Source organism: Streptomyces iconiensis (genome assembly GCF_028657195.3).
GTDB classification, from domain to species: Bacteria; Actinomycetota; Actinomycetes; order Streptomycetales; family Streptomycetaceae; genus Streptomyces; species Streptomyces iconiensis.
Map to the genome: position 1 here is coordinate 60,155 of NZ_JANCPR020000001.1, position 11,943 is coordinate 72,097.

The following is an 11,943-nucleotide window of genomic DNA, read 5'->3' on the forward strand; positions in this document are numbered from 1 at the left end:
CGTTTGCGGGGACGGTCCGGGTCCTGACGGAACCCGGTGCCGTCCCCGGCCGTTTACGCTGGGCGGGAAAGGTAGTGGACGAACGGAGGAGCGACCCGTGGACGTGGGACTCGTCATCGGCCTGGTGCTCTTCCTGGCCTTCGTGACACTCGGAGCGATGGTCACCGTGCGTGCCGTGCGGACGGTGAAGCGCGGTGTGGAGCGCACAGGTGCCCAAGTCAGGCGCACCGTGGAGGAAACGACCCTCAAGGCGCGGGGCGTCCAGCCCGGCCCCGTCGGTGAAGTCGCGCGGGTGAGGCTGGAGTTGCGCTCCTCGTTCGACAGCACACGCAGGGTCCTGGAGACCGGTGCACAGGACGATCCTGCACTGAGGGAGGCGCTCAGCCTCCTGGACCGGCTTCACGACCACGCACGTCACCTGGACGGCGAACTGCGCATGCTGATGGAGGGCGAGCCCGACCGCGCGAGGGTCTCGGCCAGCCTCCCCGACGCACGGGACAGAATGCGGCGCCTCAAGGAGTCGGCCGACTCGCTCCGCTTCGCCGCGCAGGACCGGGCACGGCAGTTCGACCACGACGGCCTGGACTCGCTGCGCGAACAGATCGAGATCGAGACCGGGGCGCTGCGCCACTGGACCTCCGGATCGCCGGTGTCCGACCCTCTGGCGTCCGGTGCGCCGGCCGCCGACCCGTCGGCCGCTGACGCGCTCTCTGGGGAGCAGCAGCGCAGGGGCGGCCTGGGGCGGACCGGGAAGACGGGGCCTGCGCGTTCCGAGGAGCCCCGTGGAGCGCTTCCCGAGGCGTCTCGTACGGCGTTTTCCAAGGAGTCGGCCCCGGCGCGTGAGGAGCCTGTGGCCGAGCCGAAGCGTTCGGGGTCAGGGATCGACGAGCGCCGGCCACGGGGCGCCTCCTGAACAGCACGGTTCCCCCGCCCGATACCCTCCGTTCCATGCCTGGCCACGTCGCGATCGTCACCGATTCCACGGCATATCTGCCCCCGTCGGCTCTGCGCCGGCACGGTATCGACGCCGTACCGCTGACGGTCGTTCTGGGCGATCAGGCGCTGGAGGAGGGCACGGAGATCTCGGCACGTTCCCTGGAGACGGCCCTGCGGGAACGGCGGCCCGTCACCACCTCCCGGCCCAGCCCGGCGATGTTCGCGCGCGCCTACCGGGCAGCCGCCGCCGGGGGCGCGGAAGGGATCGTTTCGCTGCACCTGTCGGCGGAGTTCTCCGGGACGTACGACGCGGCTCTACTGGCGGCGAAGGAGTCGCCCGTACCGGTGCGGGTGGTGGACACCGGCGTGGTCGCCATGGCGCTGGGCTTCTGCGCGCTGGCAGCGGCGGAGTCGGCCGAGGCGGGGTGCTCCCTGGACGAGGCGGTGGCCGCGGCGGAGAAGCGGGCGGAAGGCACCTCGGCGCTCTTCTACGTGGACACCCTGGACTATCTGCGCAGGGGCGGACGCATCGGCGCCGCGCAGGCGCTGCTCGGGTCGGCGCTGGCCGTCAAACCGCTGCTCGAACTGGCCGACGGCCGGATCGGGATGCTGGAGAAGGTACGGACCGCCTCGCGCGCCATCGCGCGCCTGGAGGAGATCGTGGTGGAGCGCGCGGGGGAGGCGGGCGTGGACATCGCCGTGCACCACCTGGCGGCTGCGGACCGCGCCGAACTGCTCGCCGAACGCCTCCGCGAGAGGGTGCCGGGGCTGCGGGAACTGCATGTGAGCGAGGTCGGCGCGGTGATCGGTGCGCACACAGGGCCTGGACTGCTGGGGGCTGTGGTCTCACTGCGGTGAGGGGCGGTCGGGTACCGCCTCGCTGGGGTGGGGTGCTGCGGTCGGGCACGCGGGTTGCCTGGGGCGATGGGCACGTGTGTTGCCGGAGTGGTGCGGTCGGGCGTGAGCGTTGCCTCGCGGAGGCTCGGTCGGACGCGTCTGGCTGGGGCGAGGTGCGGTCGGACGCGCGCGCTGCCGCGATGAGGTGCGGTCGGACGTGGCTGGCTGGTGTGAGGTCGGGCTGGAGCGGTGGCGGCCGACTGTGATGGCGGGCCGACTGCCGTTGTGTGGCTCGCTGCGGCGGTGCTTTTCACCCGGAAGGGCGGTGGAGTTATCCACAACTCGCTGGTTTTCCACGGGAATTGAGCAAGATCATTCAAGTGGGTCGAGGATGCCTACTGTCGATCGGCATGAGCAACCGATCTGAAGCACGTGAGTCGATGGAGCCGTCCGAACCCTCTGTGCGCAGGCGTGATCGACCGCCTGGGCGGCGTGACACCGAACGCGGGTCTCCCCGTACCCGCCCGCCTCGCGGGCCTCGCAGCCATCCGGCGCCTGGTCGCCACGCCGCGTCCCGCCTGCGCCGCCGCTCCCGCCCGTTCCGCTCGGGGCCGTCCGGGGCGCCTGGGCCTTCCGGATCCGCCGGGCCTGGCTGGTCTGGCGGGCCGGCGGATCGTGCGGCTTCGCTCTTCGCCGATCCGGCGGGTGGGGCTGGTCCCGGGCTTGGAGTGCGCGACTTCGGGGCTGAGCCTGCGCCGGGAGTTGGCCCCGGGCCGGAGCCGGAGCCGGAGCCGGCGCCTGGGCCGGTGCCTGGGCTGGGGCCTGTGCCGGGGGCTGCTGGCGAGCCTCGTCCTGATCCGGGGCCATCTGCCTCGGGGCCCATTCCGGGGCCCGGTCCGGGGTCTGCTGCGAGGCCGGCTCCAGGGCTTGGGGACGGGTCCGGGCCTGTTCATGGGGGCGGGGCCGAGCAGAGGTTCGGGCCCGAGCATGTCGTCATGCCGCGCGCCGAGGCCATCGCGGTGGCTCGGGGTGCCGTCCGGGAGAGCCGCGAGCGCAGGCGGGGGAGCGTCGGCGACCCGTCGGGCTCGGGACCTTCGGGTGCTGGTGCGGGGCGGGGGCGCGATGGGTGGACAGCCACACCCTGGCGGTCAACTCCCCGCCCTGGGGCACGCATTGTGCCGGGGAGGCGAACCGGCGCAGGAGACGCGGGCGAGCCGTGGCCGGTCGCGGGTGGCCGGGCGCGGGGAGCGGAGCGGCCCGTTGTGGAGGAGAGGGAGCCACTTGGAGACGGGGCGCGAGCGGAACCGGACGAGACGGAGGAGCTGCCGCCGCCGTTCGGACGGGAAGAGGCGAGGACCGAGCCACCGGCGCGGGGCCGACGGGACGAACCGCTGACCGAGAGTGCCGGGTTGAGGGCGGGGGCGCGTGCGCGGCTTGCGGTGGGGGAGCGGCTGCCGACGTGGGTGCGGCTGCGGTGCGGGATGGAGCCGAAGACGCTGCTGGCCCTGCTGTTGGTGCTGGTGGTGGCGGTCGGGTTCGCCGTGCACCACTTCTGGGCGGGCAGGCCACAGAGCGTGGCCGTCCCGGGCGAGGAACGGCCGGACGGCCCGGTCGGTGCCCGCGCGAGCGCGGTACCGGTTGCCCCTGGCCCGGGACCGCCGGGCAAGCGCCTGGTGATCGATGTGGCGGGGAAGGTGCGCGAGCCGGGGGTGAAGAGGCTGAAGGCGGGGTCCCGGGTGGCGGACGCACTGGAGGCGGCGGGCGGGCTGCGCTCCGGGGCGGACACGAAAGGGTTGAACCGCGCGCGACTCCTCGTTGACGGCGAGCAGCTTGTGATCGGTGCGCCGGGGAAGGCGGGCGCGGCAGCGGGGCCGGCGCCCAGTCCCGGAGCCCCGCCCGGTGCCGGGACGGCTGCGGGCGGGGCGGCGGCGCCCCCTGCGGGAAGCCCGGTGAGCCTCAGTTCGGCGACGGTCGAGCAGTTGGAGACCCTGCCGGGCGTCGGCCCGGTGCTGGCGCAGCACATCATCGACTACCGCACCCAGCACGGCGGTTTCCGCTCCATCGACCAGCTGCAGGACGTCAACGGAATCGGGGAGAAGCGCTTCGCCGACATCAAGCCGCAGGTGACTCCATGAGCCCGGGGGAGGGGGTAAGGGCGAGGGCCGGGCCTCGGACGGGTGGCGGTGCCCGACCCGGGCGGGGCGATAGGACCGCGTCTCGGCTCCGGGCCGGTCCGGTCGGGGCGAGGGGGGCCTCGGGGGCGGCCGGCCCGGTGAGGGTGAGGACTGTGGGAGCGGGTGAGCCCCCTTGGCAGCCGGCACAGGATCTGCGGCTGATCCCGGCAGCGCTCGCCGCATGGGGCGCTGCGGCGCTCGCGCTGGGCGTGTCCGGTACGGCCGCGGTGGTCGGGGTCACCGTCTGTTGTCTCGCCGCGCTCGCACTGCTCGCGGCCGAGCGCGCAAGGGGGCGTGGGTGCGGCGGACAGGGGCGGAGGACGTTGCTGGTCGGAGCCGCTGTCTCGCTGCTGTGCGCGGGTGCGGCGGGGGCGAGCGCGGCCCTGCACGCGGCGGATCTGCGCAGGGGCCCGCTGCCCGGGCTGGCGCAGGAGCAGGCGCATGCCACGGTCGACGTCACCGTGACAGGGGACCCACGGGAGACGCGACCCCGGGTGCGCGGAGCCCAGCAGTCGGCGGGCGTGATCGTGGTGCGCGGCGAGGCGGTGCGGTTACGTACGGAGGACGGTGGGCGAGCGGCGATGCGTACGCCGGTGCTGCTGCTCGTCGCCCCGGGAGCGGACTCCAGTGGTGGGGGATCGGACGCCGGGGGACCTGGAGCGGACGCTGGTGGTGGTGGAGGCGCGAACGGCCTTGGTGGTAGGGGCGGTTCGGAAGGGGGCGCTTCAGCTGGGGTGAGCGCGAAGGACATGTGGCTACGGGTGCTGCCTTCGACCCGTGTGCGGGTGAACGGGCGGTTGGCGCAGCCCGCGACGGACGGTCCGTCGGGTCAGGACGTCGGCGCCGTGGTGCGGGTGGAGGCCGGGCCGCCGCAGGTCGTGCGGGCGCCGACGGTGGCACAGCGGTACGCGGGTGGGTTGCGGGCCGGGTTGAGGGAGGCGAGCGGCGGGCTCGGTGAGGACGCGCGAGGGCTGCTGCCGGGCCTTGTGGTCGGTGACACGTCGCGGTTGCGGGCCGAGCTTGAGGACGCGTTCCGGGCCACGGACATGACACACCTATTGGCTGTCAGCGGGGCCAACTTGTCCATTGTGTTGGTGCTGGTGATCGGTCCGCCGGGGCTGGCGAACCGTTCGGAGAGGAGGGGACTGGCGCCGAGGCTGGGGTTCTCGTTGCGGGGTACGGCGGTGCTGGGGGCGTTGCTCACGCTGGGCTTCGTCATCGTGTGCAGGCCCGAGCCGAGCGTGTTGCGTGCCGCGGCATGCGGGTTGATCACGATCCTCGCGCTTGCGACGGGCCGAAGGCGTTCGCTGTTGCCCGCGCTGGCCGCCGCCGTACTGCTACTGGTGCTGTACGACCCTTGGCTGGCACGGGACTTCGGGTTTCTGCTGTCGGTGCTTGCCACGGCGTCGCTGCTGACGGTGGCCCCGCGTTGGGCCGCCGCGCTGCGGAGACGGGGCTGGCCCGGGCGGCCGGCTGAGGCGCTGGCCGCTGCGGCTGCTGCGCAGGCCGCGTGTGCGCCGGTCGTGGCGGTGCTGGCGGCGCATGTGAGCCTGGTGGCGGTGCCGTGCAATCTGCTGGCGGAGTTCGCCGTGGCCCCGGCGACGGTGCTGGGGTTCGCGGCGCTGGCGTCGGCGCCCGTGACGATGGCGGGCGCGCGGGGGCTCGCCTGGCTGGCGAGTTGGCCGGTCGAGGGAATCGCGGGGATCGCGCGTGCGGGCGCTGCGATGCCTGGCGCGGAGATCGGCTGGCCGGGTTCGTGGGCGGGGGCGCTGCTGCTGGCGGTGGCGCTGGGTGCGCTGTTCCTGGTGGCTGTACGTCTTCGGCTGCCACACCGTCCATGGCTGTGCGCCGTGTGTGTGCTGGTGCTGCTCCTGGCGGTGACACGGCCCGCGCCGCTGGTGCGGCCCTTCACGGGGTGGCCGCCGACCGGCTGGCGGATGGTGGTGTGCGATGTGGGGCAGGGGGACGCGCTGGTTCTGGCTGTTGACGGTGGACGGGGAGGTGAGGGCGGAGCGGTTGTGGTGGACGCGGGGCCGGACCCCGTGGCGGTGGACCGGTGCCTGCGGGATGTGGGCGTCACGAGGATTCCGCTGGTCGTCCTGACGCACTTTCACGCCGATCATGTCGCCGGTCTGCCCGGGGTGTTGCGGGGACGTACGGTCGGCGGGATCCAGACGACCGGCCGGGCGGAACCCGCCGGACAGGCGGGCTTCGTACGGGGAGCAGCGAGGAGGGCCGGGGTGCCTGTGTTCGCGTCGCTCGCGGGAGAGAGACGCCGTGCGGGTGACCTGGAGTGGGAGGTGCTGTGGCCTCCTTCGCCCGAGGCGGGCGATGCGTTGGCCGGTGGATTGGCCGGTGGATTGGGCGGCGGGGAAGGGACAGGGACAGGCAGCGGGGGCGGGAGCGAAGGGGCCAATGATGCGAGCGTGACGCTCCTCCTGCGCACGGCCGGGCTCACCCTTCTTCTGCCCGGTGACCTCGAACCCCCGGCGCAGCGTGGCCTGTTGCAGGCACGGCCAGAGCTGGGGAGGGTGGATGTGCTCAAGGTCGCCCATCACGGTTCGCGTTACCAGGACGCCGGGTTGCTGGACAGACTCCGGCCGCGTGTGGCATTCGTATCGGCGGGGCGTGACAACCCGTACGGGCACCCGTCACCGCTGACGTTGAGAGCGCTGCTTGACGCGGGGGCGGTTGTGGCGCGCACCGACGAACAGGGCGCCCTCGCACTGACCCGGCGGCCCGATGGATCCCCTGCCGTGGTGACTGAGCGGGGCAGACCGCGGGGTGGGACGCGCCGGAGACCCCGCACCGTGGTGTCGCCCACGCCACATGGCCCGCGTCCCCCACAGCGATGCCCCGCCCCCGCCCCGCGCCTTCCGCCCTCCGCTCTGTCCGGGGTCTGCTGCGGGCACTCCGTGCTGCGGTGCGGACCTTCGTTGTCCTCCCGGGGCCGCACGCACCGCGGGGTGCGTGACCTCGGTGCCGGGATGGCGGGATGCCGGGACACGTCCGGAACATTCCGGAACCCCGGGTTCGGAGCGGGAAGGGGGGGGTGGGGCTGGGGCCGGGGCTGGGTTACTCGCGTTCGAGCCAGCCGTCGTAGCCGTCTGCGAGGGCGTCGAGGAGCGCGGGATCGTATGCGGCGTGCGGGTCCTCCAGGACCACGAGCCACTGCGCGTCCTCCGCGTCGTCCTCGCCCGCGAGGGCGTCGCGGACGAGCTGGGGTTCTTCTTGGAGGCCGAGTTTCCGTTCGAGTTCCTCGGCCACCTCTTCCGCCGCGTCCCTGTCGGGCAGGACCAGCACATGTCGTACGTCGCTCACCATGGCATTCTCTCAGCGGGGCAGGGGTGTCGGTGGCTCGTGGGATGCTGTGGGCGATGGCTGGTACGCGTAAGAAGACCTCGGACGATCCGCTCGCTCCCCTGACCCTCACGCTGGGACAGGAGGAGTTGCTCGTTGAGCGTGCCGTGCGGCGCGTGATCGATGCGGCACGGGCCGTTGACGCCGACACCGACGTCCGGGATCTGGCCCCCGGCGACCTCCAGCCCGGCACGCTGGACGAGCTGACCAGTCCCTCGCTCTTCGCCGAGCGCAAGGTCGTCGTCGTGCGCGGGGCACAGGATCTCGGCGCTGACACGGTCAAGGACGTGAAGGCGTATCTGGCGGCTCCGGCCGAGGAGATCACCCTGATCCTCGTGCACGCGGGCGCTGCCAAGGGCAAGGCGCTGCTCGACGCGGCCCGTAAGGCGGGCGCGCGCGAGGTCGAGTGCCCGAAGATGACGAAGCCGGCGGACCGGCTGGCTTTTGTGCGGGGCGAGTTCCGTACGATCGGGCGTTCGGCGACGCAGGAGGCGTGTCAGGCGCTGGTGGACTCCATCGGGAGCGACCTCCGCGAACTGGCGTCCGCGTGCAGGCAGTTGTCCGCCGATGTCGAGGGCACGATCGACGAGACGATCGTCGCGCGGTACTACACGGGCAGGGCGGAGGCGTCGAGCTTCACGGTCGCCGACCGTGCGGTCGAGGGCAGGGCGGCCGAGGCGCTGGAGACCTTGCGGTGGGCCGTCGCGACAGGTGTGGCGCCCGTGTTGATCACCAGCGCCCTCGCCCAGGGTGTCCGCGCCATCGGCAAGCTCGCGGGCGCCCCGCGCGGTGCCCGTCCCGGCGATCTGGCCCGTGAACTGGGCATGCCGCCGTGGAAGATCGACCGGGTCAGGCAGCAGATGCGCGGCTGGACCCCCGACGGTGTGTCCACGGCCCTCCGCGCCGTTGCCGAGGCGGACGCGGCGGTGAAGGGGGCGGGCACGGACCCGGAGTACGCCCTGGAGAAGGCGGTCGTCACCATCGCCGCAGCGGCCCGCTCCCGCTGAGCGCCCGGCTCTGCCCCCCGCGCCATCGGGCCTTCGGCCCGGTCCTGCGCCATCGAGCCTCCGGCCCGGTCCTGCGCTGTCGGGGTTCGATCCAGTTCCCGCGCCGGTGGGTTTCGGCCTGGCCCCTGCGCCGTGGAGCCTTCGGCTCTGCCCCTCCCCGCGCGCTATCGGGTTCCGGGCTGCCCCGGTCCGGCCTGCCCCTAGCCCTGCCTGGCCGGGGCTGCCCCGGTCCGGCCTGCCCCAAGTCCGGTCTGCCCCCAGCCTGGCCCGGGTCCGGCCCACCCTCGTCCGGTCCTGGTCTCCCGGTCTCGGGCTCGGGTGAGCAGTTGGCTTGTTCTTGTCCGCGTTCCCGGCTCTACGGGGTGGGGCTCGTTCTCTTGTCCCGCCTGACCGGTCGGCTTGGGCTCCGCCCATAGCGCCGCATGTCCGGTGGAGTCCCCGCTTCCCGTGCGGGACCGGCACCGAGCCAGGTTGGACCCGCTGGCGCGGCGGGCGGCGCTCAGCCCGCCGCTCGTCGCCGGGCTGCCTGTCCCTGCCGCCATCCCCAGGGCCACCTGCCGCCCGCCGCCTGACCCCCTACCGCCTGACCCCCTACCGCCTGTCTCTGCCGCCCGCCGCCGAGCCGCTGTCGCCAGGCCGCCGCCGCTGGGCCGTCCCGCTTTGCCTTGCTGCTCATGCCGCCCGCCGGGCCGCCAGGCCGCCCGCCGCTGGGCGTCCCGCCTGGCCCTGCCATTCGTCGCTGGCGCCGGGCCGCCCGCCGCCGCCCCGCCCCGCCTCGCCCTGCCGCTCATGCCGCCCGCCGCCCCCACACGTGACCCCGTCCACTCCGGCCGCCCGTGGCGCCCCACCCCTGGCGCCTCGTCCCGGGCCCGCCCCACCAGGTGCGCCCGCCTCCCCAAGCGGGCCTCGCACGAAGTGGCCCGCCTCGCCAAGCGGGCCCGCCCCACTGGGTGCGCCCCGCACGAAGTGCCCCGCCTCGCCAAGCGGGCCCCGCACCAAGCGGGCCCGCCCCGCCAAGTGCGCTTGCCAGAAGCCCCAGCACCGCCCAAGTGTGCACAGAAGTGCTTCGTATGCGACACTCATGTCTCATAGGAGACTGAGAGGTGTCATGCGGGCCTCTCTCAGCGCGACCCCGAACTGGATTCCCATGCATGCCGACACCGCGCACAACCAGGTGACCCAGGCCGCCCAGGCCCAGGCCCGGGCTTCGGCTCAGGGTGGGGGCCAGGGGCAGAGCCAGACCCAGGCTCAGGCGCAGGCCAGTGGGCGGGTTGTGAAGCAGCGGGGGCGGTGGGGGGTTCTGGCGATCCTTTCGGTGAGCCTGTTGCTGATCGCGATGGACACCACGATCCTCAACGTCGCGTTCCCCTCCCTCGTCGCCGATCTCCAGCCCAGCGCCGTACAGCAGTTGTGGATCATTGACATCTACGCGCTCGCGCTCTCCGGTCTGCTGGTGACGGCAGGGGCGCTCGGGGACAAGTGGGGGCGTAAGCGGCTGCTGCTGTTCGGGTTCGGCGTCTTCGCGGTTGCCTCTTTGCTGGCGGTGGCGGCCACCTCCTCGTGGCAGGTGATCGCCGCTCGTGCGCTGCTGGGTGCCGGTGGGGCCGCGATCATGCCGGCGACCCTGTCGATACTCCGGCACGTGTTCACCGACGCCAGGGAGCGTGCGTTCGCGTACTCCGTGTGGGCCGCGGTGCTCGGCGGCGGCATGGCGCTCGGGCCCGTGGTGGGCGGGCTGTTGGTGGAGCGGCAGGGGTGGCACTCCGCGTTCCTGCTGAACGTTCCGGTCGCGCTCGCCGTCATCGCCGTCGGCGCGAAGATGCTGCCGGAGTCCCGGGAGCCGCGTGAGGGGGGCTGGGACTGGTGGGGCGTCGCGCAGTCCATGGCCGGAATGTTCGCTCTCGTGGGCGGCATCAAACAGCTCGGCAAAGGCGGGCCCGCAGATCCGGTGGCCTGGGCGCTGCTGGCGGTCGCCGCGGTCGTGCTCACCGTCTTCGTGCGCCGCCAGGCCCGGCTGCCCCAACCGCTGCTCCAGGTGCGGCTGTTCACCAACCGGTCGTTCAGCATCGCCGCCGCCTCGATCTTCCTCGGCATGATCGCGATGGGTGCTGCGCTGTTCCTGATCACGCAGTGGTTCCAGTACGGGCAGGGGTACAGCCCGTTGGAGGCCGGTGTCCGGCTGATGCCGGCGCCGCTCGGGCTGGTGGCCACCTCGTTGGTGACGCCGACGCTGATGCACCGGCTCCCCATACGGCACGTGCTCGGCGGGGGACTGGTGCTGATGGCGGGCGGGCTGGCGGTCCCGTGGTTCTTCGAGCGCTCCGGGTCCCTCAGTTACGCCGCCGTCGCCCTCTCGCTCGCCGTCATCGGCTGCGGCGTCGGCATCGCCACCACCGCGGCGTCGGTGACGCTGATGGCCTCGGCGCCCGCACGCGATGTCAGCGGCGCCGCCGCGATCGACGAGACCAGCTACGAACTGGGGGCCGCCATGGGCGTCGCCGTACTCGGCAGCCTGGCCTCGGCGCTGTACCGCACGAACCTGCCTGACCTCGGCCTGGGCGGTTCAGACACGGCGGGCGTACGGGACTCCATAGGCGAGGCCGCCCATGTCGCGGGCGAGATCGGCGGCTCCGGAGGAACGGTGCTGCTCGGGCAGGTGTCCAGCGCGTTCACCTCGGGCATGACGCCGACGTTCCTGATCTCGGCGGCCCTGCCACTGGCCGCCGCCGCGCTGGCCTGGGCCCTGGTCCCCCACGACCTGCGGCCCACCGAGAACTCGCACTGACCTGAGCCGACGAGTACGTGCACTGACCGGAGCCGACGAGTACGCCCACCACTGGCGGGCGCCATCAAGGACGGGCGCCATCAAGGACGGGCGCCATCAAGGACGGGCGCCATCAAGTACGCGTACTGGCGAGCACAGCCCCAGTGGGTCAGGGCCTGGTGGGTCAGGGCCGGTCGCTCAGGGCCCTGGTCGTCCGGCCCTCGATGGGTCCGGCCCCTGCGGATCCGGGCCCACACCGGCGAGCCCCCCACGGAAGCCCCGCATGACGAAGGCGCCGTGCGTGACGAGGGCCCCGTGCACGACGAGGCCCCCACACGACGAAGGCGCCCCGCACGACGCAGGCGTCCCGCACGACGAAGGCCCCGTCTCCACCCCTGGGGAAGGGGCGGAGGCGGGGCCTCCGTGGTGTCTGTAGTGCGCCGCACCCGCGTGGCGAACGCAGGCCGCGTGCGGCGCTGTCTCTCAAGCGGTGGCTCGGTGGGGGCGGAGTAGAGAGGGCCCGCCGGGTCTACCGAGCCGGTGTGGAGAAGGTCAGCCCTTGAGGGTGCCGACGTGCTTGGCCAGCGCGGCCTTCTTGTTGGCGGCGTTGTTCTTGTGCAGGACGCCCTTGCTGGCGGCCTTGTCGAGCTTCTTGACGGCGACCTTCTGGGCCTCGGCGGCCTTGGCGGCGTCGCCGGTGGCGACGGCCTCGCGGGTGCGACGGATCGCGGTCTTCAGCTCGGACTTGACCGCCTTGTTGCGCTGGCGCGACTTCTCGTTGGTCTTGATCCGCTTGATCTGGGACTTGATGTTCGCCACGAATGAGCCTTTACGGTTCGGGGTTTTCGTATCAGTGCCAGAAGGC

Annotated in this window: 7 protein-coding genes and 1 pseudogene; 6 read left to right on the forward strand and 2 right to left on the reverse strand. The window is 73.1% G+C overall.

The features are described from left to right. The first annotated feature begins 97 nt into the window (after positions 1 to 97). From NMN56_RS00250 to NMN56_RS43155, 4 genes and pseudogenes are all read left to right on the forward strand, one after another. Positions 98 to 913: a hypothetical protein gene (locus tag NMN56_RS00250; RefSeq protein ID WP_274039908.1), complete on the forward strand. Its 816-nt coding sequence runs from the start codon at positions 98 to 100 to the stop codon at positions 911 to 913. Between the two features lie 35 nt (positions 914 to 948). Further along, entirely contained in the window at positions 949 to 1,794 is an 846-nt protein-coding gene (locus NMN56_RS00255; protein ID WP_274039907.1) for a DegV family protein, read from the forward strand. 1,460 nt (positions 1,795 to 3,254) lie between these two features. Beyond that, complete coding sequence (locus tag NMN56_RS00260; RefSeq protein WP_280842631.1) at positions 3,255 to 3,908, forward strand: ComEA family DNA-binding protein; 654 nt, start codon at positions 3,255 to 3,257, stop codon at positions 3,906 to 3,908. Next, positions 3,905 to 6,679: pseudogene (locus NMN56_RS43155) on the forward strand (ComEC/Rec2 family competence protein); the annotation flags it as partial. The gene NMN56_RS00260 and the pseudogene NMN56_RS43155, both read left to right, overlap by 4 nt. Before the next feature lie 343 nt (positions 6,680 to 7,022). Here the strand turns inward: NMN56_RS43155 and NMN56_RS00270 are convergent. Continuing rightward, entirely contained in the window at positions 7,023 to 7,268 is a 246-nt protein-coding gene (locus NMN56_RS00270) for a hypothetical protein (protein WP_274040009.1), read from the reverse strand. A 56-nt stretch (positions 7,269 to 7,324) separates the two neighbouring features. On the opposite strand from NMN56_RS00270, the gene holA reads away from it, so the two are divergent. Both holA and NMN56_RS00280 read left to right on the forward strand, forming a co-directional pair. Further along, complete coding sequence (gene holA / locus NMN56_RS00275) at positions 7,325 to 8,314, forward strand: DNA polymerase III subunit delta (RefSeq protein ID WP_274040008.1); 990 nt, start codon at positions 7,325 to 7,327, stop codon at positions 8,312 to 8,314. 1,315 nt (positions 8,315 to 9,629) lie between these two features. Next, complete coding sequence (locus NMN56_RS00280) at positions 9,630 to 11,099, forward strand: MFS transporter (RefSeq protein ID WP_280842630.1); 1,470 nt, start codon at positions 9,630 to 9,632, stop codon at positions 11,097 to 11,099. 531 nt (positions 11,100 to 11,630) lie between these two features. Here the strand turns inward: NMN56_RS00280 and rpsT are convergent. Then, complete coding sequence (rpsT, locus tag NMN56_RS00285) at positions 11,631 to 11,897, reverse strand: 30S ribosomal protein S20 (protein ID WP_274039904.1); 267 nt, start codon at positions 11,895 to 11,897, stop codon at positions 11,631 to 11,633. Positions 11,898 to 11,943: the final 46 nt, after the last annotated feature.

Bases quoted from the DNA above. Each gene is read 5' to 3' on its own strand.
- NMN56_RS00255 (WP_274039907.1), top strand. From the start codon at position 949: ATGCCTGGCCACGTCGCGATCGTCACCGATTCCACGGCATATCTGCCC.
- NMN56_RS00260 (WP_280842631.1), top strand. From the start codon at position 3,255: ATGGAGCCGAAGACGCTGCTGGCCCTGCTGTTGGTGCTGGTGGTGGCG.
- holA (WP_274040008.1), top strand. From the start codon at position 7,325: ATGGCTGGTACGCGTAAGAAGACCTCGGACGATCCGCTCGCTCCCCTG.